Here is a 26,759-nt window from a genome sequence, read left to right on the forward strand (position 1 = left end):
CATGAAACCGCTGCCCGTGGCGAAAATACGTTAGACCATCGTCTCGAATGCGTGCCGGCTGCCGGTTTCGAACACCTTGTGGGTTGCCGCGTCGCAGCAGCCAAAGGCTATAATTGTCGGGATTCTCCCCAGTCATCCGTCTGAGCGGCCTGTCGGGCTTGAAAACCGACGCAAGACCGCGATTTCCTTGGTCACACGGATGGCTGCAAGCATCCCTTCCCTGCCGGTGGTGACGTGAGTACAAACCTGATCCGCGAGTTCTTCGAATCTTCCCAACTCGCTGGCGGCAACGCCGACTACGTCGAATCGCTCTACGACGCCTGGTTGGCCGACACCTCGTCGGTACCCGCCGAGTGGAGCAAGTACTTCGAGACCTTCAAGGGCCGCGAGTCGGGAGACGTCTCCCATACCGCCGCCATTGCACGTATCGAGGCTGCGCAAAAGCAGCGCTACAACGGTACGGCCGCCGCTCCCGTGAGCGACGAGCATGCGCGCAAACAGGCCGGCGTGCTGCGCCTGCTCACCGCCTACCGTTCGCGTGGCCATCTGGCCGCCGATCTCGATCCGCTCGGCCTGACCGAGAAGATGCCGGCGCCGGATCTCGGACTGGCCTTCCATGGTCTCTCCGATGCCGATCTGGATACCGAGTTCGATACCGGCAACTACGCCGGTGGCGGCCAGCGCCTGAAACTGCGTGAACTGCTCGGACGCCTGCAGAAGACCTACGCCAGCACGATCGGCACCGAGTTCATGCATATCAGCAACCACGAGCAGCGCCACTGGATCTACAGCCGCCTCGAGCAGGCCGCCGGCCAGAGCCCGCTGGACAAGGCCGGCAAGCAGCGCGTGCTGGACGGCCTGACCGCCGCCGAAGGCCTGGAGCGCTACCTCCACACGAAGTATGTGGGCCAGAAGCGTTTCTCGCTGGAAGGTGGCGACAGCCTGATCCCGATGATCGACGACGTGGTGCGCGCCGCCGGCGACAACGGCATCAAGGAGCTGGTGATCGGCATGGCCCACCGCGGCCGCCTCAACGTGCTGGTCAACATCCTCGGCAAGCCGCCGAAGACCCTGTTCGACGAGTTCGAGGGTCTCTTCGAGCACCCGGACGATCCCGCGCATTCGGGTGACGTGAAGTACCACATGGGCTTCTCCGCCGACGTCAAGACACCCAAGGGTGGCACGCACGTCGCGCTGGCGTTCAACCCGTCGCATCTGGAAATCGTCAACCCGGTGGTGACCGGTTCGGTGCACGCGCGCCAGATCCGCCGCCGCGACACCTTGCACACGCAGTCGATGGCCGTGGTCATTCACGGCGACGCGGCCTTTGCCGGCCAGGGCGTGAACATGGAACTGCTGAACATGTCGCAGGCCCGCGGTTTCAAGATCGGCGGCAGCCTGCACATCGTCATCAACAACCAGGTTGGCTTCACCACCTCCAATCCGCAGGACGCGCGCTCCACCATGTACTGCACCGACCTGGCCAAGATGGTCAATGCGCCGGTGTGGCACGTGAATGGGGACGACCCGGAAGCGGTGATTGCCGTCACTCGCCTCGCCTATGACTTCCGCAAGCAGTTCCGCAAGGATGTAGTGATCGACCTGGTCTGCTATCGCCGCCACGGTCACAACGAGGCCGACGAGCCGGCCGCCACGCAGCCGGTGATGTACCAGATCATCCGCAAGCGTCCGACCACGCGCGACCTGTACCAGCAACAGCTGGTGAAGGAAGGCGTGCTCGCCGAGGGCGACGCGCAGAAGCAGTTCGACGCCTACCGCGACCGACTCGAAGCCGGCGCGCCGATGACCGAGCTCGACCCTTCGCCTGTGCGCGACGGCCACGTCGATTGGGCGCGTTACATCGGCGGCAAGCTGTCGACACCGACCGACACCAGCGTGCCGAAGCAGAAGCTGCAGGAACTCTCCGGCACGATCCTCACCTTGCCCGCCGACATCACGCTGCAGGCGCGCGTGGCGAAGATCTACGACGACCGTCGCAAGATGGCGGCCGGCGAACTGCCGGCCGACTGGGGCTTCGCCGAAAACCTGGCCTACGCCACCCTGATCGATGCCGGTCACGACCTGCGTCTGGTCGGCCAGGACTCCGGTCGAGGCACATTTTTCCATCGCCATGCCGTGTTGCATGATCAGAAGGATGGTCACACCTACATGCCACTGGCCACCGTGCGTGCCGGCGCCGATGTGGAAGTGATTGATTCGCTGCTCAGCGAAGAGGCGGTGATGGCGTTCGAGTACGGCCATTCCACCACTGATCCGGACACGCTCAACATCTGGGAGGGCCAGTTCGGCGATTTCGCGAACGGCGCGCAGGTGGTGATCGACCAGTTCATCAGCTCCGGCGAAGCGAAGTGGAACCGCCTGTGCGGCCTGGCATTGTTCCTGCCGCATGGCTATGAGGGCCAGGGTCCGGAGCACTCCTCCGCACGCCTGGAGCGCTTCCTGCAGCTGTGCGCGTTCGACAACATGCAGGTCTGCGTGCCGACCACGCCGGCGCAGGATTTCCACATGATCCGCCGGCAGATGCTGCGCCCGGTGCGCAAGCCGCTGATCGTGATGACACCGAAGTCGCTGCTGCGCCACAAGCTGGCCGTGTCGACGCTGGACGAGCTGGCCAACGGCAGCTTCCAGCTGGTGATCGGCGAGCACCGCGAATTGCCGGCGAAGAAGGTCAAGCGTGTCGTGCTTTGCTCGGGCAAGGTCTACTACGACCTGCTGGAAGACGCCGAGAAGCGCGACCAGAAAGATGTGGCGATCGTGCGCGTCGAACAGCTGTATCCGTTCCCGCGTACCGAAGTCACGGCCGAACTGGACAAATATCCTTCCGCCAAGGAAGTGATCTGGTGTCAGGAAGAGCCGATGAACCAGGGTGCCTGGTTCCAGATCCGCCACCACCTGCAGGCCTGCATCGGCAGCAAGCACAGCCTGTCCTATGCAGGCCGTGCACGCTCGCCGGCACCGGCCGCCGGCCACCTCAATACCCATGTTGCCGAACAGGCGGCACTCGTCGAACAGGCGCTGGTTGCGCCGGTCGGCACCGACCACTCCGCAGAATAAAGACCCAAGGATCACGTATGTCCATCGAAGTCAAAGTCCCCGTTCTGCCCGAGTCCGTCTCCGACGCGACCATCGCCACCTGGCACAAGAAAGCTGGTGATGCGGTCAAGCGCGACGAGAACCTGGTCGATCTCGAAACCGACAAGGTGGTGCTGGAAGTGCCCTCGCCGGTCGACGGCGTGCTGAAGGAAATCCGCCAGCAGGCCGGCGATACGGTGAACAGCCAGCAGGTCATCGCGATCATCGAGGAAGGCGCGGTTGCCGCTGCTCCGGTTCCTGCCGCCGCGGCCACGCCGCCCCCCGCTCCGGCCCAGGCTGCCGCTGCCGCACCGAAGGCTGCTGCCGAGCTCTCGCCCGCCGCACAGCGCGTCGCCACCGAAAACAAGGTCGACACCTCCGTCATTGCCGGCACCGGTCGCGATGGCCGCATCATCAAGGAAGACGTGATCAACGCCGGCTCGCGTCCGGCCGCTGCTTCCGTCACTGCGCCAGTAGCGAAGCCGACGCCGGGCTCGCGTCCGGAAGAGCGCGTGCCGATGACCCGCATGCGCCTGCGCATTGCCGAACGCCTGATGCAGTCGAAGAACTCGATCGCCATGCTTACCTCGTTCAATGAAGTGAACCTTGCCGAGGTGACGAAGATGCGCAAGTCGCTGGGCGAAGCGTTCCTGAAGGAACACGGCGTCAAGCTCGGCTTCATGAGCTTCTTCGTCAAGGCCGCGGCCGAAGCGCTGAAGCGGTATCCGTTCGTCAACGCCTCGGTCGACGGCAACGATGTGATCTACCACGGCTACCAGGACATCTCGATCGCCGTGTCCACCGACAAGGGTCTGGTCACCCCGGTGCTGCGCGACGTGCAGGACATGAGCTTCGCCGACGTCGAGAAAGGCATTGCCGACTACGCCGTCAAGGCGCGCGCGAACAAGCTGTCGCTGGATGACCTGCAGGGCGGCACGTTCACCATCACCAATGGCGGCACCTTCGGCTCGCTGCTGTCCACCCCGATCGTCAACCCGCCGCAGAGCGCGATCCTCGGTATGCACACGATCAAGGACCGCGCCATCGTCGAGAACGGCCAGATCATCGCTGCGCCGATGATGTACATCGCGCTGTCGTATGACCATCGCATCATCGACGGCAAGGACGCGGTGCTGTTCCTGGTCGACATCAAGAACCAGCTGGAGAATCCGCAGCGCATGCTTCTTGGTCTTTGATCGCCGTCTCGGCGATCAAAAATAGGTAACGTGGCTCTGGTGCTGGAAGATGATTAAAGCAACGATTTTCGAATTGCTTTTTCAGCCACCAGAGCCCATATCCGCTCCATCTGCGAGCACTGACTCGCTAGCAAAGGAATACTCATGAGCGACAAATTCGACGTCATCGTCATCGGCGCCGGCCCCGCCGGCTATGTGGCCGCGATCCGCGCTGCACAGCTCGGCCTGAAGACGGCCTGCGTCGACGCGTTCGCCGGCAAGGACGGCAAGCAGGCACTCGGCGGCACCTGCCTCAACGTGGGCTGCATCCCGTCCAAGGCGCTGCTCGATTCCTCGCGCCAGTTCCACAACCTCACGCACAACTTCGACGTGCATGGCATCAGCGCCGACAACGCGCGCATCGACGTGCCTACCTTCATCGGTCGCAAGGACAAGATCGTCAAGCAGTTCACCGGCGGCGTGGCGCAGCTGTTCAAGGCGAACAAGATCACGCCGTACTTCGGTACCGGCAAGCTGCTCAAGGGCAATCAGGTCGAGATTACCGGTGCCGACGGTGCCAAGCAGACGATCGGCGCGACCAACGTGATCCTCGCCTCCGGCTCGGTGCCAATCGAGCTGCCGTTCGCGAAGTTCGACAACAAGATGATCCTCGACAACGCCGGCGCACTCGACCTCGCCGAAGTGCCGAAGCGCCTGGGCGTGATCGGCGCCGGCGTGATCGGCCTGGAACTGGGTAGTGTGTGGAAGCGTCTCGGCGCCGACGTCACCATTCTCGAGGCGCTGCCGGACTTCCTCTCCGTCGCCGACGCCGACGTCGCCAAGGTCGCCGCCCGCGAGTTCGCCAAGCAGGGGCTGACGATCAAGCTCGGCGCCAAGCTGACCAAGGCCGAGATCAAGAAGAAAGAGGTTGCCCTCACCTACGAGGACAAGGACGGTGCGCACGAACTCGTCGTCGACAAGCTGCTGGTCGCCGTAGGCCGCCGCGCCTACACCGCCGGCCTGCTGGCCGACGACACCGGCGTGAAGCTGGACGAGCGCGGCCGCATCGTGGTCGACGAGCACAACCACACCGGCGTCGATGGCGTGTGGGCCATCGGTGACGCCGTGCGTGGCCCGATGCTGGCGCACAAGGGTTCCGAGGAAGGCGTGGCGGTGGCCGAGTGGATCGCCGGCAAGGCCGGTCACGTCAACTACGACACGATTCCATGGGTGATCTACACCGAGCCGGAAATCGCCTGGGCGGGCAAGACCGAGAAGGAACTGAAGGACGCCGGCATCCCGTACAAGGTCGGCAGCTTCCCGTTCGCCGCGATCGGCCGCGCCGTTGCGATGAACGAAGCCGTGGGCCAGGTGAAGATGCTTGCCCATGCCGAGACCGATCGCATCCTCGGCGTGCACATGGTCGGCCCGGGCGTCTCCGAGCTGATCGCCGAGTGCGTCGTCGCGATGGAATTCAAGGGCTCGTCCGAAGACCTGGCGCGCATCGTCCACGCGCACCCGACGCTGTCGGAAGCCGTGCACGAAGCAGCGCTGTCGGTCGACAAGCGCGCGATCCACAAGGGCAACTGATCGCAGGATGCGATCATCCCGGACAGCACATGGATGTGCGTCGATCCGGGATCCACGGCCCACTCGTGGCGACATGAGTGGGCCGTCTGTTTTTGTGGCATACCCAGCCACAACATCTGGCGTCATTCCAGCGAAAGCTGGAATCCAGCGACTTTAGCGTCTAAGGCCGAAGGCACTGGATTCCAGCTTTCGCTGGAATGACGAACACTTTCTTCAACGCACCACGACATCCCTATGCCTCAGCCAACTTCCCTCTGCGTCTACTGCGGCTCCAGCCCCGGCAATCATCCCGGCTACACCGAACAAGCCCGCGCCTTCGGCGCCGAAATGGCCCATCGCGGCATCGCCCTGGTCTATGGCGGTGGCAAGGTCGGCCTGATGGGCACCGTGGCCGACGCCGTGCTGGCTGCCGGTGGCAAGGTGATCGGGGTGATCCCGCGCCAGTTGGTGGAGCTGGAAGTGGCCCATCCGGGCCTGAGCGAGCTGCAGGTGGTCGAGACCATGCATCAGCGCAAGACGCGCATGTATGAACTGTCCGATGCGTTCGTCGCCCTGCCCGGTGGCTTCGGCACGATGGACGAGATGTTCGAGATGCTGACCTGGGCGCAACTCGGCCTGCATCGCTACCCCTGCGCGTTTCTCGATGTGCGCGGCTATTACAGCCAGCTGCGCGCGATGATGGATCACATGGTGAACGAGGGCTTCGTGCGATCCGGCCAGCGCGACAGTGTCTGGTTCGGGGACTCGATGGCCGCGCTGTTCGACTGGATGGGAAACTACGACGGCGGCAGCGCGTCTCGTGTAATCAGTCCGTCCAGCATCAAGGCCTGAAACCGGAGATACGCCATGACCAGCTTCCGCGCCTTCCGCATCCACAACGATGACACTGGCCATCGCGCCGGCATCGAAACCATCGATGCCGATGCCCTCTCGCCTGGCGAGGTGCTGATCAGGACCGCGTATTCCTCGGTGAACTACAAGGACGCGCTGGCCGGCACCGGCAAAGGCAAGATCCTGCGCCAGTTCCCGCTCAACGGCGGCATCGACGTGGCTGGCCACGTGGTCGCGTCCACCGATCCGGCGTTCAGGGAAGGCGATGCGGTGTTGTGCACCGGCAGCGGACTTTCGGAGACCCGCGACGGCGGCTACAGCGAGTACGCACGGCTGGATGCGCGCTGGACGATCCGGTTGCCGCACGGCCTGAGCCTGCGCGAAAGCATGATCATAGGCACCGCCGGCTTCACTGCCGCGCTGGCGCTGCTGCGCATGCAGGACAACCGGCAGTCGCCGGCGCTTGGCCCGATCGCGGTGACCGGGGCCAGCGGTGGCGTCGGCCAGCTGGCGATCGACATCTTCAGCCGTGCCGGCTACGCGGTGCACGCGATCAGCGGCAAGGTCGATCACTTCGACTTCCTGCGCAGTCTGGGCGCAGCGGACTGCATCGATCGTCACGCTCTCGCGTTCAGCGGCAAGCCGATGGATTCGGTCCGTTTCGGCGGTGCGCTGGACAATGTCGGCGGCGCCATGCTGGCTGGCCTGCTGCCGCTGGTAGCGCCCTATGGCAACGTGGCGATCTGCGGCAATGCCGGCGGCATCGCCTTCGACAGCACGGTGATGCCGTTCATCATCCGTGGCGCCTCCCTGCTCGGCATCGCTTCGGCCGGCACTGCACGCGACATCCGCGACGCGGTCTGGCAGCATCTGTCCAGCGACTGGAAGCCGCGGCAACTGGAACGCATCGCCACGCGTGAAATCACCCTCGACGAACTGCCCGGCGTGTTTGCGCACATGCTCGCCGGCGACTCGTTCGGCCGCACCCTGGTACGCGTCGGCAACACGGTTTGACGAGAGCACGCTTGGAAGTCGCTTCGCCACGGCTTAGAATCAACGAAACTCGCTGGGGACTATCACCTTATGGCACGTATCCTGATCGTCGACGATTCTCCGTCCCAGTTGCTGGGCATCAAGCGGATCGTCGAAAAACTCGGGCATGAGACGCTTTCTGCCGAAGACGGTGCTGCCGGCGTCGAAGTGGCCAAGGCCGAAAAGCCCGACCTGATCCTGATGGACGTGGTGATGCCCAACCTCAACGGGTTTCAGGCCACCCGCACGATCAGCAAGAATGCCGACACCGCGCATATCCCGATCATCCTGGTGACCACCAAGGACCAGGAAACCGACAAGGTCTGGGGCATGCGCCAGGGTGCCAAGGCCTATGTGACCAAGCCGATCAAGGAAGAAGAACTGGTCAAGGCTCTGAACGAGTTTCTGCCGCACTGATCCGATCCGGCAACTCGCCAGCCTCATGCAAACGGCGCCTTTCGGCGCCGTTTTTCATTGATCCACCACAGGCACGAACTCAGCGGCGTGGGTCGTAATCCTTGAACTGTTCATGCAGTGCGGTATAGGCCGCGCGCTGGGCATCGTTATCCGCCAGCGGTATGCGGATCGACAATTCCACCAGCTGGTCACCCGGATGCGCACCCGGCATGCCGCGCCCCTTCAGGCGCAGCTTGCGTCCGGACTGTGAGCCCGCCGGAATGCGCAGATCCACCGTGCCGGCCAGGGTCGGCACCGGCACCGTGGCACCAAGAGCGGCCTCCCAGGGCGTGATCGGCAGTACATGCACCACGTTGCGGCCGTCCAGACGGAAGCGTGCATCGTCGTGAATGCCTACTTCCAGCAACAAGTCTCCATTGGGCCCACCGGCCATGCCACTTTGGCCCTGCCCGGAAAGGCGGATCACCTGGCCAGGGTTGATGCCGGCCGGAATCTTCACTTCCAGTACGCGCTCGCCACCGGCCGGGTCATGCATGGCCAACCGTGTGCGGCCGCCGTCGAATGCCGTCTGCAGGTCGATCCGGACCGATGCCTGCACATCCTGGCCACGACGTGGGCGCGGCTGCCCACGCTGGCCACCGCCAGCCGCACCGCGACCAAACAGGCTCTCGAAGAAATCGCTGAAGTCACCATCGCCGCCATCGCCGAAACCCTGGCTCTGCCCCTGCCAGCCTGGCGGCGGCCGGAACTGCTCGCCCTGCCGGTAGCCGCCGGCACGCAACTGGTCGTAGGAACGCCGCTTCTCGGCATCCCTGAGTACTTCGTTGGCCTCGTTGATCGCCTTGAATTTCTCCTCGGCGCCGGCCTCCTTGTTCTTGTCCGGATGGTATTTGCGTGCCAGCTTGCGATAGGCCGCCTTGATCTCGGCCTCGCTTGCCTCCGGCTTCACGCCAAGAATCTCGTAATAATCTTTGAATTCCACCGTCACTCCCCGGCCGTGGCCATCATGCGGGGCATGATCCGCCACAGCCATTTCACCCACAAGCATTGCGCCTTGAGATAAGTGCGGAACTCACGCGATTCAAGGCGACAGCCGGCATGACACGGGCGTAGCATCAGCCGCTCCGACACTTCCCGGCAGGCTCCATCCCATGACCATCCAGATCGGCCAGATCCTTCCTGACATCGGCATCACCGTCGTCGACGGCACCGCTGCGCAACAACACACGACGAGGGAACTGTTCGCCGGTCGCAAGGTGGTGATGTTCGCCGTACCCGGTGCCTTCACTCCGACTTGCTCGAACAAGCACCTGCCCGGCTATGTGCGGCACGTCGGTGACTTCAGCGAGCGCGGCATCAGCCTGATGTGCATGGCTGTCAACGACAGCCATGTGATGCGCGCCTGGGCCGAATCGCAACACGTACCGCCCGGCCTGCTGATGCTGGCCGATGGCAATGCCAGCTTCACCCGGGCACTCGGTCTGGAACTGGATGGCACGGCCTACGGCATGGGTCTGCGCGCCCGCCGCTTTGCGCTGTATGCCGAGGATGGTGTGGTGCGTCAGTTGCATGTCGAGGCGCCGGGCGAGTTCCGTGTTTCCAGCGCCGAAGCGATGCTGGAGGCCATCAGCCACTGAGTAACCGTGCTGACCAGTGGCATCAGTGGCGATATCCACCGACGGCAAGAGATGTTTGATCGAATGTCCCGTTTCGGCCCGCTGCAGCCATTCGCGCAGCCGCAGGGAATGTCGAGCAGCGATGCCGCCACGCGACCTGACACCGCTGGCCAACCAGTATCCACGGACAAGGCGAAATGACACCCACCCGGTCCACGGGAAGGAGGCATGCAATGAGCTTTCATCGGATCCTCGGCGTCGCCATGAAATGGCTGCTTGTCGGACTTGTTCCGGCGTTCCTGATGTCCTGTGCCCATACGCAAAGCAAGCCCACCATCGCCGCGGGGGATGCCCGATTCGAATTCCTGACCCCCACGCTGGTGCGGATGGAGTACTCGTCTTCCGGGACGTTTGTCGATGCGCCCACCGCGGTCGTGCAGAAAAGGGATTGGCCAGCGGTTCACGTCAAGTCGACGGAGAAGGATGGCTGGCTGATCGCCACTACCGACGCGATGACATTGCGCTATCGGCTGCACTCCGGTGCGTTTACCGCAGCCAACCTCAAGGTGACCTGGAGCAATCCGGCCGGCAGCGTACACGAATGGCGCCCAGGTGACATGGACTCGTTGAACCTGGGCGGACTGACCTATTCCCTGGACAACATCAGCAAACCCAACCTGCCCGAAGGACAGATGGATCTCGAGAGTCCGGTCAACGACATCATTCCGGGGATCGACGTGCTGCTCGCCAAGGCCAAGCCCGGATTGTTGAGCCGCAATGGCTATGCGTTCATCGACGACAGCCAGACCCCGGTGTGGAATGCGCGGAAGACGTGGATAGAACCGCGCCCGCAAACGAACGGCCAGGACTGGTATCTCTTCACGTACAACCGCGATTACCGAAAGGTGTTCAACGAGTACGCGCAGCTATGCGGCCCCATCCCGATGATTCCGAGATACACCCTCGGCCCCTGGATCACGGATTTCAATTTCGAATATTTCCCGGATACGGCAGAGTCCAGGCAACCTGCGTTCAAACGGTACAACCAGCAGCACCTGGAGGACGAGGTATCACGGCTCCGCGAAAACCACATTCCTTTTGACACACTCGTGCTGGATTTCGCCTGGCACAACTACGGCTGGCAGGGCGGCTATGACTGGAGTCCGCTCATACCGCACCCCGATCAGCTCCTGAACTGGCTGCACAGCCAGGGTGTCAAGGTGAGCCTCAACGATCACCCGGGGTATGCCAACACCGATGAAAGCATCCTGTCGTTCAGCGACAGCCACGCACCGGAAGTGCTGCACGCGCTTGGGCGGCCGCTGCCTGCAAAACCTTCGCTCGACATGGATATCTCGAAACACTGGAAGTTTTCCACCGACCCGCACGATCAGGGGTTGCGCAATCACTGGTTCGCGAAGGATCACGACGATGCACACTGGAAGCCGATCCATACCGGCATGCCCTGGCAGGATCAGGGCTACCGGTCCTACAGGGGCATTGCGTGGTACCGAACATCGGTGCGATTGCCGGCGGTGCTTCCCGATGCCTTGTATGTGTACCTGGGCGAGGTCGGCCAGACCTACCGGATATTCGTCAACGGAAAAGAAGTACCGCACAGCCAGATCCAATGGCCGCGGCGGCTGACCTATGCCGACATTGCTTCATACGTCAAAGCCGGACAGCAAAATGAAATCGCACTGCGTGTGGTGCCCGGTCAGAACGGTGGCGGCATCCTCCGCGGCCCGGTCGCCATAAGGAACGTCGAACCACCGAAACGCATCTATTTCGATCTGTCCAACCAGGAGCAGGCCGACATCTTCATGCGCGAGCTGCACAAGCCGCTGATGCAGCAAGGCGTGGATGTCTGGTGGGTTGATGGCGGTGGCGGTGCCGTCGACATGCCCGGCCTGAACAGGCAGCTGTGGACCAACAAGGTTTTCTACGACTACACGCAGCAGGAAACCGGCCAGCGCGGCTTCATCCTCAGCCGCTATGGCGATTGGGGCAGCGAACGGTATCCAGCCTTCTTTACCGGCGACACGTATTCGCAGTGGCCGGTGCTCGCCTATGAAGTCGCCTTCACTGCCCGCGGCGGCAATGTGCTGGTGCCGTACATCAGCCATGACATCGGCGGATTCCACGGCGCCAGAATCGATTTCGACCTGTATGCGCGCTGGATCGAGTTCGGCACCTTCAGCCCGATCCTGCGCATGCATAGCGCCCACGCCAACCCGCGCGAGGGCAATGTGCGAATGCCCTGGGTCTACGGTGACCAGGGCATTGCATTGATGAAGAAATACTTCACCCTGCGCACCCAGCTCATCCCCTACACATATACGTATACGTGGTTGGCGCACACGCAATCCATGCCGATCCTGCGACCGCTCTACCTGCAGTACCCGGATCTGGAGGAAGCCTACCGGCACTCCCACGAGTACTTCTTCGGCGAGGAAATGCTGGTCGCTCCGGTACTCGACGATAGTGGCAATCGGACCGTCTACCTTCCGCCCGGCCAGTGGATCGATTTCTTTACCGGCAAGCACTACGAAGGCGGCACCACATTTACCGCACACTATGCCGTGGATGAAATGCCGGTGTTCGTTCGCGAAGGGTCGATCATTCCCGAGCAGAGCGTAAGCGACTACTCGAATGCCCAACCGCTGGACCATGTGATCCTCAACGTCTATGGATCAGGCAAGGGCAGCTTCGAGCTGTACGAAGATGATGGCATTTCGCTCGCCTACAGCCAGGGCCAGTACGCGCTTACGCCGATGACCTATGCCACGAGCAGCGATGGCTCCCATCAGCTCGTCATCGAACCGACCAAGGGCTCGTTTGCCGGCCAGGTACAGGCGCGCTCATACGAACTGCGCATCCACGCGGCGAACAAGCCGCTGTCGATATCGGTCAACGGTAGCAATGTCAGTCAGTGGACCTGGAATGCGAAGGAAGCGACGGCGACTGTCATGCTGCCCAAACAGGCTATCCAGAACAGGATTAGCGTGAAATGGCTGTAAGCAGACGTTGGCCGTACCTCATCTAGCCGCAGCTGACCGACACAGCCATCCGGCAATGCGGCCAACCCCGGCAAAGAAAAACCCCGGCATGACCGGGGTTTTCTCGTATGGGACAACCTCAGGCTCATTCCTCGGTCGGCGACAAATCGACCGCATCCGGGCTATCACCTGAAGGCATGTTGATGTCGATGACTTCGGCAGCCTCACCGTTGTCCTCGTCCGCATCCAGCCGCATCACGCTGACCAGGGTCTCGTCGGCCGGCAGGCGGATCAGGGTGACGCCCTGGGTGTTGCGCCCGAGCTGCGAGACTTCCGCCACGCGGGTACGCACCAACGTGCCCTGGTTGGAGATCAGCATCAACTCGTGCGCCTCGGTGACCTGCACGGCACCGACCAGCGCACCGTTGCGTTCCGAGCACTGGATGCCGATGACGCCCTGGGTGCCGCGTCCCTTCTTGGTGAACTCGACGAGCTGGGTACGCTTGCCGTAACCGCGTTCGGTGGCAGTGAGGATGTCACCTTCGGCCGCCACGATCAGCGAAACGACCTGCGCGCCCTCGGCCAGCCGCATGCCGCGCACACCGGTGGCGGTGCGGCCCATCGAGCGCACGGTATTCTCGTCGAAACGGTTGACCTTGCCGTTCGAGGCAAACAGCAGGATGTCGCTGTTGCCGTCGGTGAGCTCGACATTGACCAGCGCGTCGCCCTCGTCCAGCTTGATCGCGATCTTGCCCTTCTGCAGCTGGAACGCGAACTCGGACAACGGCGTCTTCTTCACCGTGCCGTGTCTGGTGGCGAAGAACACGAAACGGTCGTCACCGTATTCGCGCACCGGCAACACCGCCTGCACCTTCTCTTCCGGACCCAGCGGCAGCAGGTTGATGATCGGCTTGCCACGGGCATTCGGGCCCGCATCCGGCATTTGATAGACCTTGAGCCAGTACACGCGGCCGGTGCTGGTGAAGGTGAGCAGGGTATCGTGCGTGTTGACCACCCACAGCTGCTCGACGAAATCCTCGTCCTTCAGCGCCGACGCCGATCGGCCCTTGCCACCGCGCTTCTGCGCACGGTAGGTGCTGGCCGGCTGGCGTTTGATGTAGCCGGTATGCGACAGCGTGACGACCACGTCTTCCGGTGCGATCAGGTCGAGGACGTTGAGATCTTCCTGCGAATGCTGGATCTCGGTGCGGCGCGCGTCACCGAACTCGGCCTTGACCGCTTCCAGTTCGCCGCGGATCACTTCGAGCAGGCGCTCCGGATTTTCCAGGATCTCGATCAGGCCACGGATGGTTTCCAGGATCTGCCGGTACTCGTCCGACAGCTTTTCCTGCTCCAGGCCAGTCAGGCGATGCAGACGCATCGCCAGGATTTCCTGCGCCTGCACGTCGGAGAGCTGGTAGCCATCGGCCTTCAGGCCATCACGCGGGTCCATGTCTTCCGGACGCGACGCGCCGGCGCCGGTGGCCGACAGCAGCGCGCCGACCATGCCCGGCTGCCACTTGCGCGCCAGCATGCGCTCGCGCGCTTCGGCCGGTGAGGCAGAGGTCTTGATCAGCTCGATCATCTCGTCGATGTTGGCCAGCGCGACGGTCAGGCCTTCGAGGATGTGCGCGCGGGCACGTGCCTTGCGCAGCTCGAAGATGGTGCGGCGGGTAACCACCTCGCGGCGATGGCGGATGAACGCCTCGAGGATGTCCTTGAGGTTGAGCAGTTTCGGCTGGCCATCGAGCAGCGCCACCATGTTGATGCCGAACGTCACCTGCAACTGGGTCTGCTGGAACAGGTTGTTCAACACCACGTCGCCCATCGCATCCTTGCGGATCTCGATGACGACGCGCATGCCGTCCTTGTCGGACTCGTCGCGCAGCTCGCTGATGCCCTCGAGCTTCTTTTCCTTGACCAGCTCGGCGATCTTCTCGATCAACCGCGCCTTGTTCACCTGGTAAGGCAGCTCGTGGACGATGATCGTCTCGCGGCCGTTCGATTCGGTCTCGATCTCCGCCCTGGCGCGGACCAGGATGCGGCCGCGGCCGGTGCGGTACGCCTCGATGATGCCGGACGAGCCGTTGATGATGCCGTAAGTCGGAAAATCCGGCCCCGGGATGTAATGCATCAGGTCGTCGATGCCGAGCGATGGTTCATCGATCAGTGCGATCGTCGCCGCGATCACCTCGTTGAGGTTGTGCGGCGGGATGTTGGTGGCCATGCCGACGGCGATGCCGGCCGAACCGTTGACCAGCAGGTTCGGCACGCGCGCCGGCAGCACCAGTGGCTCGTGTTCGCTTTCGTCGTAGTTCGGGCCGAAGTCGACGGTTTCCTTGTCGATGTCGGCCAGCAGCTCATGCGTGAGTCGCGACATGCGCACTTCGGTGTAACGCATCGCAGCGGGATTGTCGCCGTCGACCGAACCGAAGTTGCCCTGACCGTCGACCAGCATGTAGCGCAGCGAGAACGGCTGTGCCATGCGCACGATCGCGTCGTAGACCGACGCATCGCCATGCGGATGGTATTTACCGATCACGTCACCGACCACGCGGGCCGATTTCTTGTACGGCTTGTTCCAGGCATTGCCCAGGTCGTTCATCGCGAACAGCACACGGCGATGGACGGGTTTCAGACCATCGCGGACGTCCGGGAGGGCGCGGCCCACGATCACGCTCATGGCGTAATCGAGATAGCTCTGACGCATTTCGTCTTCGATGTTGACGCGAATGATTTCTTTGGCGAGTTCTGCCATGAATCGGCTTTCCTGAGTGCATAAAAGGGCGCTGGCACCGCGCCTCCAGCGCATGCGCAAGCGGCCCGAAATCAACCTGTGAAGTGTAACACGAACGCCATCAAAACGACAGGATTTAGTCGTTATTAATCAATGACTTAAGATGACGTCCTGGAGGACTTGAAAAGCATCCCGCGCGCTGTCGAAAAATTGACCAGCGCGGCTGCGGCCGAACCCGCTGCTGCGGCCACGGCCGGCCACCGGTGCAGCGCCGGAAAGCTCATCAAAAGCAGTGCATAAACCCCGTAATTGATCAGCGCGCCGAAGCTCATCAGGCCCAGCCAATGCAGCCATTCGGTGTGTGGAGAGCGGTCACTGCGGCGCGCAACGAAGGTGTAGCGGCGGTTCCACCACCAGGTCACCGTTGCCGCCACCAGAAACGACAGCACGCGGGCGAAATACGGATTCCAGCCTTCCCAGCCGACCAGCGCCTGCACGATCGAGGCATCGACCAGCAGACCCAGCACGCCACCGACCGCGAACAGCGTGATCTCGCGTGACAGCTTCATCACCCGAACATCGCCTGCATTGCCAGGCTGTTCGGCCGCTCGATCACGCCGCGCTCGGTGACGATCGCATCGATCAGTTCGGCTGGCGCCACGTCGAACACCGGATTCCATGCCTGTGCGCCTTCGACCACAGTGCGCGACCCGGCCGTGCTCAGCAACTCGGCCGGGTCGCGCAGCTCGATCTCGATTTCCTCGCCGGTGCCGGTGGCCATGTCGACGGTGGATGACGGTGCCACCACCATGAACTTCACGCCGTGATATTTCGCGGCGATCGCCAGCTGGTAGGTGCCGATCTTGTTCGCGGTGTCGCCGTTCGCGGCAATGCGGTCGGCGCCCACGATCACCCACTGCACAGCGCCGGATTTCATCAAGTGCGCCGCGGCAGAATCGGCTATCAGCTGTGCCGGGATGCCGTCGCGTACCAGCTCCCACATGGTCAGTCGTGCACCCTGCTGCCAGGGTCGGGTTTCACCGGCATAGACCCGGTTGATCCGCCCAGCCGCGACGCCGGCGCGGATGACGCCCAGCGCCGTACCGTAACCGGCGGTAGCCAGCGAACCGGTATTGCAATGGGTCAGCACGCCCGAGCCGGCAGCGATCAGCGCAGCACCCAGTTCGCCCATGTGCCGGTTGGCGGCCAGGTCCTCGTCCTGGATCGCCTGCGCCTCGCGTACCAGAACGTCCGCATCGGCACCGGCAGCAATGCGCCGCTTCATCCGGTCCAGCGCCCACATCAGGTTCACTGCAGTCGGCCGCGCTGCGCGCAGCATCGCCAGCACGTCATCCAGCACCGCATGCTGCTGCGCAGCCATCGCCACGCCCCACGCGGCGGCAATACCGATCGCCGGGGCACCGCGCACCGCCAGATCCCTGATCGCCTGGGTTACCTGCGCGGCATCGCGGCAATCGATCCAGATTTCCTCATGTGGCAGTCGGCGCTGATCCAGCAGGCGCAGGTGGTCACCGCGCCATTGCACGGCACGGATGCGGTCGTATCGGTCGTAATCCATCGGAATGATCTTTTACTCGAACAGGAACGGTGCCAGCGGATGGCCCGAGGCCCTTGTGCATCAGGGCGCCTCGGGCATCACCAGCCACAGGATCAGATACAGCAGGATGCCGGATCCACCCAATAGTGTAAGGATGATCCAGCCGACGCGCACCAGGGTCGGATCCCAGCCGTAATACTCGGCAATCCCCGCGCAGACACCGGCCAGTTTCCTGTCGGTGCGTGAACGATATAAACGTTTCTCCATACCAACGACCTCCGTGGAAAAGTGTCAGTCTCGCGCACGCAACCACTGGTGGATAGCTGGCGGAACTTCACGCTGCGCGCGGCCGGATACGTAGATGCCGATGTGGCCGCCCTTGAACGCCAGCTGGGTGTAATCGGTGGTGCCGACATGCTTGCCCATCGCACGCGAGGCATCCGGTGGCACCAGGTGATCCTGCTCGGCGAAGATGTTCAGTACCGGCTGCGTCACCATGCCCAGATCCACCGGCTGGCCGCCGATCTCCAGCGTGCCCTTGACCAGCTTGTTGCCCTGGTAGAAATCCTTGATGAACTGGCGGAACGCCTCACCGGCCTGATCCGGCGAATCGAAGATCCAGCGCTCCATGCGCAGGAAGTTCTCCAGCTCGGTCGGGTTGTCGAGAATGTCGACCATGCCGATGTATTTCTGCTGGTTCAACCGCACCGGTTTCAGGGTGAGGTAGACGTAGTTCATCAGGCCGGCCGGGATATTCCCCATCGTGTCGACGAACTGGTCCACGTCCAGATTGCGGCACCAGTGCGAAAGCATGTTGTCCGGCGTGTGGAAATCCACCGGCGTGACCATGGTGATCAGGTTCTTCACCTTGTCCGCGTGCAATGCGGTATAGCACAGCGAGAACGCGCCACCCTGGCAGATGCCGAGCAGATTGATCGCATCCAGCTCATGCCGCTGGCGCACTGCATCGACGCAACGATCAAGATAGCCGTTGATGTAGTCGTCCAGTGTCAGCCAGCGATCGGCGCCGTCGGGATAGCCCCAGTCGATCAGGTAGACGTCCTCGCCCTGCTCCAGCAAGTTGCGCACCATCGAGCGGTCGGCCTGCAGGTCGGTCATCCACACCGTATTGACCAGCGCATAGACGATCAGCAATGGCGTCTTCGCGGTCGGCCTGCCGCGCCCCTCGAAATGCCATACCTTCAGCTTGTCCTCGCTGTAGACCAGCTTGCGTGGCGTATTCGCGTACTCAGGCTCGCGCATGTCGCGCAGGTGGCCCATGCCGGCCGCGAGCTTGCGCTGGAACGTGGCGATGTCGCCAATAGCCTTGGTTGGATCGATATGCAATGGCGTGTACATGGCGGCGTCTCCTTACTTGCGCTTGCGTGGATTGGCGCGGCCGGTCGCCGGGGCACGGACCTTGCCCGTTGCCGCAGCCTTCTTTGCAGCCACTTTGCGCGGTGGTGACGCGGATGCAGCCTTCCTCCTTGCCGCTGAAACCTTAGGCTTGGCCGTCGACTTCGCTGCAGGCGCAGCGGCCGGTCGGTTGCCACCGGCCGCCAGCTGGCGCTTGAGCGTATTCAGCTCACGGCGCAGTTCCGCGATCTGATCGGCCTGTGCATCAGCCGGCTTCGACTGATTGGCACGCAGCTCTCGACGCAGTTGCTGCAGGCGTGCGCCCAGGCTCGATACTTCACTGCGGGTGGGCACACCCAGTTGCTGGCACATCTGCTCGGTCTGCCTCTGCTGCAGCTGGCGTACGCGCATCTGCGTATTGACCATCTCGCCGTAGGCTTCGCGAAACTCGTCGGACAGCGCGATCTCGGCATAAGCCTCCTCGGCAGCATCCACCCACAAGTCATACAGTGCCTTGAGCGAATCGATCTGGCGACCGGGCTGGTCATGTTGCGCGAGCCTGTCCTGCAGCTTTTCCATCCCCTGCGCATTGGCGCGCTGGATCAACGCCTGATAGCGCGCGGAAGCCTGCAGCGACTCGAACACGGTAGCGGCCAGGGCCTGCTGCTGCATCTGCTGCTCGCGATTCAGCCCAAACGCAGGCATCGGCCCCTGCGCACCCGCCAGATCGCCGAAGCCTCCGTGCCGTGCCGCCTGCAACCAGGACTGCCATTGCCGGGCAAAACCCTCGGCCCCGCTACCGTCGATACCGCCAAACGCCTGCGCAAACGGCTGGCTGGCGCCACCGAACATCTGCTGCAGCTGCTGGCGCCAGTCACCAGGAGCCCCGGTTCCACTGGACGCTGCGGCTCCCTGCATCAAATCGAAATATCCCTTCAAACCGGCCAGCGTACGCTCCAGCGTGTCATTGCCGGAAGCAGGAGCCGCCGGTGGTGTAAAAAACGGATTCGCACCAGGCTGCTGCTGTTGCAACTGGCGCGTCCAGGCTTCCCAGGATTGCTGCGCCAGCGCCTGATAGTTCTTCAGAAAATCGCTTGCCTGCTCGGCCATGCCCGGTTCCTCATCCGTCGGTCCCCAACATCCTAGCAGCGCATGTCGGACGGTGGTGTGTCGATCCGTGCAGCCATGCATCCGCAAGAAGCTGGCCGTTCAGCGCAGGCTGGCGTTGATCCTGGCCAATGTCGCCGGGCCTGGACACAGCTCGGCTTCGCCGAGCCGGTTGAACGCCACCGGTGCGGTATCCAGGTGGGCATGCAGATCCGGTGCATCGGCTTCGACGTAGAACAGGCCGGTGACCACTTCACCGCGCGCCTGACACTCGTGCAGGTAATTCATCGCCGCGAGGCGATCGCTGGAATCGTGGCTCTGCGGCAGCTTGCGCAGGCGCAGGATACTGCCGTCGTGCTGCGGCACATCGACCGTATCGCCCGGTGCATAGTCGGTGGTGATCGCCGCGCAGGCCGGGATGAAGTCCAGCCGGTTCAGGGCATGATTGTGCTCGCGCACGTATTCGTAGCTCTTGGTGCTGCCGGCGTGGTTGTTGAACGCCACGCAGGGGCTGATCACGTCGATGAACGCGGCGCCGCGATGCGCCATCGCCGCCTTCAGCAACGGCACCAGCTGTGCCTTGTCACCGGAAAATCCGCGCGCCACGAAACTGGCGCCCAGCTGCAGCGCGAGCCCGACCAGGTCGATCGGGCTGTCGCTGTTGACCGCGCCGCGCTTGGAGCGGGATCCCTGGTCCGCGGTCGCCGAGAATTGCCCCTTGGTCAGACCGTATACGCCGTTGTTCTCGACGATGTAGACCATGTTCACACCGCGACGGATCGCGTGCACGAACTGGCCGATGCCGATCGAGGCGGAATCGCCGTCACCGGAAACGCCCAGATACAGCAGTTCGCGGTTGGCCAGGTTCGCACCGGTCAGCACCGAGGGCATGCGTCCGTGCACGGTATTGAAGCCGTGCGACTGGCCCAGGAAATAGGTTGGTGTCTTCGAGCTGCAACCGATGCCGGACAACTTGGCCACGCGATGCGGTTCGATGTCCATCTCCCAGCACGCCTGGATGATCGCCGCCGAGATCGAGTCGTGCCCGCAGCCGGCACACAGGGTGGATACCGCACCCTCGTATTCGCGGCGCGTGTAACCGACGCGGTTGCGCTGCAGCGACGGGTGATGAAGCGCGGGTTTGGCGAGGTAGGTCATGTCATGCCATCTGGTCGTCACGCAACGGGAGCACGCTTGCCGCCTGCAGCCGCTCGCCGATCGCATCGGCGATGAAACGCGCGGTGATCGGCGTGCCGTCATAATGCAGCACCGGAATCAATTGCATCGGATCGACTTCGAACTGTTCGATCAGCAGCGTACGCAACTGCGCATCACGATTCTGCTCGACCACCAGTACGGCCTCGTGGGCGGCGATGAATTCCATGACCGCGTCCGCAAACGGATAGCCGCGCACGCGCAGGGTGTCGAGGTACCGGCCACCCTGTTCCAGGATCGCTACCGCTTCAGCCATCGCCGGTGAGGTCGAACCGAAATAGATGACGCCGTAGCGCGCCGGCTGCGCCGTCCGACCCAGGATCGGCTGCGGCAACAGCGTTTTCGCCGTGGTGAATTTTTTCTGCAGCCGCTGCATGTTGCTGACGTAGTCCTCACCCTTTTCCGAATAACGCGCGTCGGCGTTCTTGCTGGTGCCGCGGGTGAAGAAACTGCCACGTGTCGGATGCGTACCCGGCAGCGTGCGATACGGAATACCATCGCCGTCGACATCACGGTAGCGGCCGAACGGCACACCCGCCTCCAGTTGCTCGGCACTGAGCAGCTTGCCGCGATCGTAACGGCGTGCCTCGTCCCAGGCGAACGGCGCACACAGGCGGTGATTCATGCCGATGTCGAGGTCGCTCAACAGGAACACCGGCGTCTGCAGACGATCAGCCAGATCGAGCGCCGCTGCCGCGAATTCGAAGCACTCATGCGGATCCTCCGGAAACAGCAGCACGTGGCTGGTGTCGCCATGCGAGGCGTGCGCACAGGCAAGCACGTCTGACTGCTGGGTGCGCGTGGGCATGCCGGTCGAGGGACCACCACGCTGCACGTCGATGATGGTCACCGGGATCTCGGCGAAATAGGCCAGCCCGATGAATTCGTTCATCAGCGAGATGCCCGGGCCGGAGGTACTGGTGAACGCACGCGCGCCGTTCCAGCCGGCGCCGACCACCATGCCGATCGAGGCGATTTCGTCCTCGGCCTGCACGATCGCGTAGTGGTGCTTGCCGGTTGCGGGATCGACGCGAAACTTGGCGCAGTATTTCTCGAACGCCTCGGCCAGCGAGGACGATGGCGTGATCGGATACCACGCGCACACCGTCGCACCGCCATAGACCATGCCCAGCGCCGCGGCGGCATTGCCCTCGACGAAGATGCGATCGCCAATCGCGTCGCGGCGTTCCACGCGCAGCCCGAGCGGTTCGAGATGCTGCGTCGCATGGTCGCGACCGAGATCCAGTGCCTGGAAATTCGCCGCGAGCAGTTTCTCCTTGCCCGCGTACTGCTCGCCGATCAGCGTCGCGATCACCTCGCGTTCGATACCCAGCAGTACTGACAACGCACCGACGTACATGACGTTCTTGAACAACTGGCGCTGGCGTGGATCCTTGAAGTTGGCGCTGCATATCTCGGTCAACGGCATGCCGATCGTGCGCACATCGTCGCGGAACTTCGACTTCGGCAACGGCTTGCTGCTGTCGTAGAACAGGTAACCGCCGGGCCCGATCTCGGCGACATCGGCGTCCCACGTCTGCGGATTCATCGCCACCATCAGATCCACGCCGCCGCGCCGCCCCAGCCAGCCGCGCTCGTTGATGCGCACCTCGTACCAGGTCGGCAGACCCTGGATGTTGGACGGGAAGATGTTGCGTGGACTGACTGGCACGCCCATGCGCAGGATGGATTTCGCGAACAATTCGTTGGCCGACGCCGAGCCGGAGCCATTGACGTTGGCGAACTTGACGACGAAGTCGTTGCAGGCGCTGAGTGGGGTCACGTCGTCTCCTCAATGTTCACCGCAACTGCCGCCATCTGCGCCGGCATGGGTCTGCTGCAACAGAAACTTGCGCATGTCCCAGGCTCCGGTCGGGCAACGCTCCGCGCACAGGCCGCAGTGCAGGCAGACATCCTCATCCTTGACCATGACCCGGGACGTCTTGAGCGATCCGGATACATACAGGTCCTGCGCCGGATTCGGGGCCGGTGCGTTCAGCCGTGTACGCAGGTCGGCTTCGTCGCCGTTGGCGGTGAACGTGATGCAATCCATCGGGCAGATGTCGACGCAGGCGTCGCACTCAATGCAGACGTCTTCGGTGAACACGGTCTGCACGTCGCAATTCAGGCAGCGCTGGGCCTCCTTCCACGCGGTTTCCGCATCGAAGCCCAGCTCGACTTCCTGATGGATGCTCGTCAGCGTCTTTTCCTTCGCAGCCCAGGGCACCTTGAAACGCTCGTCGCCAGAGACCGCGTTGTCATAGCTCCACTCGTGGATGCCCATCTTCTGCGAGACCAGATTCACCAACGGCGATGGGCGCGCATGCACGTCCTCGCCCTGCAGCAGCCGATGGATCGAAATCGCACTCTGATGACCGTACTCGACCGCCCAGATGATGTTCTTCGGCCCGAACGCGGCATCGCCGCCGAAGAACACCCGGGGTAATGTCGATTGCAGCGTGGTCCTGTCGAGCTTCGGCATACCCCATTCGTCGAAGGCGATGCCGAGGTCGCGTTCGATCCACGGAAACGCATTCTGCTGGCCTACCGCGATCAGTACCTCGTCGCAGTCGAAGGTCTGATCCGGCTCGCCGGTGGGAACAAGCGTGCGCTTGCCGTATGCGTCGTATTCCGCGCGCATCTTCTCGAACACGACGCCGGTGAGCCTGCCGTCTTCATGCAGGAATGCCTTGGGGTTGAGCCACCCCAGGATCTCGACGCCCTCGTGCAGTGCATCCTCCTTTTCCCACGGCGAGGCTTTCATCTCCTCCAGGCCGGAGCGCACGATCACCTTGACGTCCGCACCGCCAAGACGCAGCGCCGAACGGCAACAATCCATCGCGGTATTGCCGCCACCAAGCACGATCACGCGCCTGTCGACCTTGTCGACATGGCCGAAATACACCGAAGCCAGCCAGTCGATGCCGATATGGATCTTGGCCGCAGCGTCGAGGCGTCCGGGCAGATCCAGATCACGTCCGCGCGGCGCACCGCAACCGACGAACACCGCGTCGTAATCTTCATCGAGCAACGTGCGCAGCGAATCGATGCGCCGGCCACCCACAAACTCGATGCCGAGATCGAGGATGTAGCCGACTTCCTCGTCGATCACGCTTTCGGGCAAGCGGAATCGCGGCACCTGCGTGCGCATGAAGCCGCCAGCCTTTGCATCGGCTTCGAATATCGTGATGCGATAACCCAGGGGGACCAGATCGCGCGCGACGGTGAGTGAGGCGGGACCAGCGCCGATGCAGGCGATCCGGAAATGCTCGGTGCCGGACAGGCGTGCAGGCAATCGAGCGCGCAGGTGATGCGCAATGTCGGCGCTCTTGTGGTCGGCAGCGACGCGCTTCAAGCGGCAGATCGCCACCGGTTCCGGCTTTTCGCCGTTGCTTTCCTCGACGCGCCCGCGCCGGCAAGCCGGTTCGCAGGGGCGGTCGCAGGTACGGCCGAGGATGCCAGGGAAGACATTGGAATCCCAGTTGACCAGAAAGGCCTCGTCGTAACGCCCCGCCGCGATCAGGCGGATGTACTCCGGCACCGGCGTATGGGCCGGACACGCCCACTGGCAGTCGACGACCTTGTGGAAGTAACCCGGATTGCGGATATCGGTGGGCTTCACGGCATCCCTCCAGAACCGGCGGTAATCCGAGTCTAGCCGCTTTGCGGCAGAACGAAAGACATGGTTATGGCCGGCAACGGCGGCCGTGCGGGTTGCCCGGCCCGTGCGTCGATGCATGACTCTCCCCGATGCCGGGTGAGCAGAGCGTTTTCGCCTCCGGGCAGGTCCGTCCTGCCGGGTACACCCAACAAAAAACGGGCCTTGCGGCCCGTTCTTGTATCACTCGAACACGCTTCGGGCGCTTACGCCGCAGGCGTCCCGGCAGCGGCCTCGTCTTCGGTCACGGCCTTCATCGACAGGCGGATGCGGCCCTGCTTGTCCACTTCCAGCACCTTGACCTTGACGATGTCGCCTTCCTTGAGCTTGTCGGAAACCTTCTCGACGCGCTCGCTGGAGATCTGCGACACGTGTACCAGACCATCCTTGCCCGGCATGATCGTGACGAACGCGCCGAAGTCCATCAGCTTGGCGACCTTGCCCTCGTAGATGCGGCCCGGCTCGACGTCGGAGACGATCTGCTCGATGCGCTTGCGCGCGGCTTCACCGGCCTCGCGGTTGACCGAACCGACGATGATGGTGCCGTCGTCGCTGATGTCGATCGTGGTACCGGTCTCCTCGGTGATCGAACGGATCGTGGCGCCACCCTTGCCGATCACTTCACGGATCTTGTCCGGGTGGATCTTGATGGTGATCAGGCGCGGGGCATACTCGCTCATCTCCGCACGAGCGGTGGTGATGACCTTGGCCATCTCGCCGAGGATATGCAGACGACCACGCTTGGCCTGGGCCAGCGCCACCTTCATGATCTCTTCGGTGATGCCGTCGATCTTGATGTCCATCTGCAGCGCGGAGATGCCATCGGCGCTACCGGCCACCTTGAAGTCCATGTCGCCGAGGTGATCCTCGTCGCCCAGGATGTCGGACAGCACGACGAAGTCGTTGCCTTCCTTGACCAGGCCCATCGCGATACCGGCCACCGGCGCCTTCAACGGCACGCCTGCGTCCATCATCGCCAGCGAGGAACCGCACACCGAAGCCATCGACGAGGAACCGTTGGACTCGGTGATTTCCGAGACCACGCGCACCACGTACGGGAATTCCTCGATGGTCGGCTTGACCGCCTGCACGCCGCGCTTGGCAAGGCGGCCGTGGCCGATCTCGCGACGCTTCGGCGCACCGAAGCGGCCAGCCTCACCCACCGAGAACGGCGGGAAGTTGTAATGGAACAGGAACGGATCCTTCGACTCGCCTTCCGGCGCGTCGATGATCTGCGCGTCACGCGTGGTGCCCAGCGTGGCGACGACCAGTGCCTGCGTCTCGCCGCGGGTGAACAGGGCCGAACCGTGGGTACGCGGCAGCACGCCGACGCGCACGGTGATCGCACGCACGTCGTCGAGCTGACGACCGTCGATGCGCACCTTGGTCTTCAGCACGCTGTCGCGCATGGTGTGGTATTCGAGCTCGCCGAATTCCTTCGACAGCTCGCCTGCGGCCCAACCCTTCTCTTCGGCCTCGGCCTTGAGCGAGCCCAGCACGTCGGACTTGATCGCGGAGATCGCGTCACGGCGCTGCAGCTTGTCGCGCACCTGGAAAGCTTCTTCCAGCTTGCTGCCGACGGCGCCCTTGAGCGCAGCGACCAGCGATTCGTTGCGGGCCGGCGCCTGCCAGTCCCACGACGGCTTGGCGGCTTCGGCGGCCAGCTCGGCGATCGCGCGGATCGCGACCTGCATCTGCTGGTGACCGAACATCACCGCGCCGAGCATCACGTCCTCGGACAGCAGCTTCGCCTCGGATTCCACCATCAGCACCGCACCGGACGTACCGGCAACGACCAGATCCAGCTCGGAGGTCTTCAGCTCGGTGTGCGACGGGTTCAGCAGGTACTTGCCGTTGGCGTAGCCGACGCGCGCGGCGCCGATCGGGCCCTTGAACGGGATACCGGCCAGGCTCAGCGCGGCGGAAGCGCCGAGCAGGGCCACGATGTCGCCGTCAACCTCGGGGTTGAGCGAGACGACCTGCGCGATGACCTGCACTTCGTTCTTGAAGTCCTCCGGGAACAGCGGGCGCACCGGACGATCGATCAGACGCGAGGTCAGCGTCTCCTTCTCGGTCGGACGGCCTTCGCGCTTGAAGAAACCGCCCGGAATGCGGCCGGCGGAGTAGAACTTCTCGACGTAGTCGACGGTGAGCGGGAAGAAATCCTGCCCTTCCTTCTGCTTGGTGGCCGCCACTGCGGTGACCAGCACCACGGTGCCGCCCATGCTGGCCATGACCGCGCCGGACGCCTGGCGGGCAATTTCGCCCGTCTCCAGCGTGACTTCGTGACTACCGTACTGGAATGACTTGGTTACTTTTGCCACGTGGGAATTCCTGAGTTCTATTTGAGAGTGCGGCCAGGGATGGCCGCTTCT

Annotated in this window: 19 protein-coding genes; 8 read left to right on the forward strand and 11 right to left on the reverse strand. The window is 63.2% G+C overall.

From position 1 onward, the window contains the following. The first annotated feature begins 234 nt into the window (after positions 1-234). The 6 genes from ACYVKM_RS10020 (at position 235) to ACYVKM_RS10045 (ending at position 8,138) form a co-directional block, all read left to right on the forward strand. Positions 235-3,075, forward strand: a complete 2,841-nt coding sequence (locus ACYVKM_RS10020; RefSeq protein ID WP_460877445.1) for a 2-oxoglutarate dehydrogenase E1 component — start codon at positions 235-237, stop codon at positions 3,073-3,075. Between the two features lie 17 nt (positions 3,076-3,092). Continuing rightward, entirely contained in the window at positions 3,093-4,289 is a 1,197-nt protein-coding gene (gene odhB, locus ACYVKM_RS10025) for a 2-oxoglutarate dehydrogenase complex dihydrolipoyllysine-residue succinyltransferase (protein WP_460877446.1), read from the forward strand. Positions 4,290-4,433: 144 nt separating this feature from the next. Continuing rightward, positions 4,434-5,858, forward strand: coding sequence for a dihydrolipoyl dehydrogenase (gene lpdA / locus ACYVKM_RS10030; RefSeq protein WP_460877447.1), 1,425 nt, complete (start codon positions 4,434-4,436; stop codon positions 5,856-5,858). Positions 5,859-6,092: 234 nt separating this feature from the next. Further along, complete coding sequence (locus ACYVKM_RS10035) at positions 6,093-6,689, forward strand: LOG family protein (RefSeq protein WP_460877448.1); 597 nt, start codon at positions 6,093-6,095, stop codon at positions 6,687-6,689. Between the two features lie 15 nt (positions 6,690-6,704). Continuing rightward, positions 6,705-7,703 (forward strand): YhdH/YhfP family quinone oxidoreductase, encoded by a 999-nt coding sequence (locus ACYVKM_RS10040; RefSeq protein ID WP_460877449.1) that lies wholly within the window; start codon positions 6,705-6,707, stop codon positions 7,701-7,703. Between the two features lie 69 nt (positions 7,704-7,772). Beyond that, entirely contained in the window at positions 7,773-8,138 is a 366-nt protein-coding gene (locus ACYVKM_RS10045) for a response regulator (RefSeq protein WP_077441820.1), read from the forward strand. A 79-nt stretch (positions 8,139-8,217) separates the two neighbouring features. Here ACYVKM_RS10045 and ACYVKM_RS10050 read toward each other — a convergent pair whose 3' ends face one another. After that, positions 8,218-9,120 (reverse strand): DnaJ C-terminal domain-containing protein, encoded by a 903-nt coding sequence (locus tag ACYVKM_RS10050; RefSeq protein ID WP_460877450.1) that lies wholly within the window; start codon positions 9,118-9,120, stop codon positions 8,218-8,220. Between the two features lie 169 nt (positions 9,121-9,289). Between ACYVKM_RS10050 and ACYVKM_RS10055 the strand changes: the two genes are divergently transcribed. Both ACYVKM_RS10055 and ACYVKM_RS10060 read left to right on the forward strand, forming a co-directional pair. Beyond that, the gene (locus ACYVKM_RS10055) at positions 9,290-9,775 is read left to right on the forward strand and encodes a redoxin family protein (RefSeq protein ID WP_460877451.1); all 486 of its coding nucleotides are present in this window, start codon (positions 9,290-9,292) and stop codon (positions 9,773-9,775) included. A gap of 212 nt (positions 9,776-9,987) precedes the next feature. Then, the gene (locus ACYVKM_RS10060) at positions 9,988-12,774 is read left to right on the forward strand and encodes a glycoside hydrolase family 31 protein (RefSeq protein WP_460877452.1); all 2,787 of its coding nucleotides are present in this window, start codon (positions 9,988-9,990) and stop codon (positions 12,772-12,774) included. 124 nt (positions 12,775-12,898) lie between these two features. Here the strand turns inward: ACYVKM_RS10060 and gyrA are convergent, their stop codons facing one another. The 10 genes from gyrA to pnp form a co-directional block, all read right to left on the reverse strand. Beyond that, entirely contained in the window at positions 12,899-15,511 is a 2,613-nt protein-coding gene (gyrA, locus tag ACYVKM_RS10065; RefSeq protein WP_460877453.1) for a DNA gyrase subunit A, read from the reverse strand. A 137-nt stretch (positions 15,512-15,648) separates the two neighbouring features. Further along, positions 15,649-16,059 (reverse strand): GtrA family protein, encoded by a 411-nt coding sequence (locus ACYVKM_RS10070; RefSeq protein WP_460877454.1) that lies wholly within the window; start codon positions 16,057-16,059, stop codon positions 15,649-15,651. After that, positions 16,059-17,069, reverse strand: a complete 1,011-nt coding sequence (gene mtnA / locus ACYVKM_RS10075) for an S-methyl-5-thioribose-1-phosphate isomerase (protein ID WP_460877455.1) — start codon at positions 17,067-17,069, stop codon at positions 16,059-16,061. The genes ACYVKM_RS10070 and mtnA overlap by 1 nt, the downstream gene beginning before the upstream one ends. Positions 17,070-17,129: 60 nt before the next feature. Then, a complete protein-coding gene (locus ACYVKM_RS10080) occupies positions 17,130-17,315 on the reverse strand; it encodes a PspC domain-containing protein (protein WP_460877456.1) in 186 nt (61 codons plus the stop codon). Between the two features lie 24 nt (positions 17,316-17,339). Beyond that, positions 17,340-18,407: a class III poly(R)-hydroxyalkanoic acid synthase subunit PhaC gene (phaC, locus tag ACYVKM_RS10085; RefSeq protein WP_460877457.1), complete on the reverse strand. Its 1,068-nt coding sequence runs from the start codon at positions 18,405-18,407 to the stop codon at positions 17,340-17,342. Positions 18,408-18,419: 12 nt separating this feature from the next. Then, positions 18,420-19,514, reverse strand: a complete 1,095-nt coding sequence (locus ACYVKM_RS10090) for a poly(R)-hydroxyalkanoic acid synthase subunit PhaE (RefSeq protein ID WP_460877458.1) — start codon at positions 19,512-19,514, stop codon at positions 18,420-18,422. A gap of 99 nt (positions 19,515-19,613) precedes the next feature. Continuing rightward, positions 19,614-20,669: a 2-oxoacid:ferredoxin oxidoreductase subunit beta gene (locus tag ACYVKM_RS10095; RefSeq protein WP_460877459.1), complete on the reverse strand. Its 1,056-nt coding sequence runs from the start codon at positions 20,667-20,669 to the stop codon at positions 19,614-19,616. A 1-nt stretch (position 20,670) separates the two neighbouring features. Continuing rightward, complete coding sequence (locus ACYVKM_RS10100) at positions 20,671-22,509, reverse strand: 2-oxoacid:acceptor oxidoreductase subunit alpha (protein ID WP_460877460.1); 1,839 nt, start codon at positions 22,507-22,509, stop codon at positions 20,671-20,673. 9 nt (positions 22,510-22,518) lie between these two features. Next, positions 22,519-24,348 carry an FAD-dependent oxidoreductase gene (locus ACYVKM_RS10105; RefSeq protein ID WP_460877461.1) on the reverse strand — a complete coding sequence of 610 codons (1,830 nt, stop codon included), beginning with the start codon at positions 24,346-24,348 and terminating at the stop codon, positions 22,519-22,521. 242 nt (positions 24,349-24,590) lie between these two features. Next, positions 24,591-26,708: a polyribonucleotide nucleotidyltransferase gene (gene pnp / locus ACYVKM_RS10110; protein ID WP_460877462.1), complete on the reverse strand. Its 2,118-nt coding sequence runs from the start codon at positions 26,706-26,708 to the stop codon at positions 24,591-24,593. Between the last annotated feature and the right edge of the window lie 51 nt (positions 26,709-26,759).

The organism is Rhodanobacter koreensis, from assembly GCF_054782855.1.

Bases quoted from the DNA above. Each gene is read 5' to 3' on its own strand.
- ACYVKM_RS10070 (WP_460877454.1), bottom strand. From the start codon at position 16,059: ATGAAGCTGTCACGCGAGATCACGCTGTTCGCGGTCGGTGGCGTGCTG.
- lpdA (WP_460877447.1), top strand. From the start codon at position 4,434: ATGAGCGACAAATTCGACGTCATCGTCATCGGCGCCGGCCCCGCCGGC.
- gyrA (WP_460877453.1), bottom strand. From the start codon at position 15,511: ATGGCAGAACTCGCCAAAGAAATCATTCGCGTCAACATCGAAGACGAA.
- odhB (WP_460877446.1), top strand. From the start codon at position 3,093: ATGTCCATCGAAGTCAAAGTCCCCGTTCTGCCCGAGTCCGTCTCCGAC.
- ACYVKM_RS10060 (WP_460877452.1), top strand. From the start codon at position 9,988: ATGAGCTTTCATCGGATCCTCGGCGTCGCCATGAAATGGCTGCTTGTC.
- ACYVKM_RS10080 (WP_460877456.1), bottom strand. From the start codon at position 17,315: ATGGAGAAACGTTTATATCGTTCACGCACCGACAGGAAACTGGCCGGT.
- mtnA (WP_460877455.1), bottom strand. From the start codon at position 17,069: ATGGATTACGACCGATACGACCGCATCCGTGCCGTGCAATGGCGCGGT.
- ACYVKM_RS10035 (WP_460877448.1), top strand. From the start codon at position 6,093: ATGCCTCAGCCAACTTCCCTCTGCGTCTACTGCGGCTCCAGCCCCGGC.
- ACYVKM_RS10040 (WP_460877449.1), top strand. From the start codon at position 6,705: ATGACCAGCTTCCGCGCCTTCCGCATCCACAACGATGACACTGGCCAT.
- ACYVKM_RS10095 (WP_460877459.1), bottom strand. From the start codon at position 20,669: ATGACCTACCTCGCCAAACCCGCGCTTCATCACCCGTCGCTGCAGCGC.
- ACYVKM_RS10045 (WP_077441820.1), top strand. From the start codon at position 7,773: ATGGCACGTATCCTGATCGTCGACGATTCTCCGTCCCAGTTGCTGGGC.
- ACYVKM_RS10055 (WP_460877451.1), top strand. From the start codon at position 9,290: ATGACCATCCAGATCGGCCAGATCCTTCCTGACATCGGCATCACCGTC.
- ACYVKM_RS10090 (WP_460877458.1), bottom strand. From the start codon at position 19,514: ATGGCCGAGCAGGCAAGCGATTTTCTGAAGAACTATCAGGCGCTGGCG.
- phaC (WP_460877457.1), bottom strand. From the start codon at position 18,407: ATGTACACGCCATTGCATATCGATCCAACCAAGGCTATTGGCGACATC.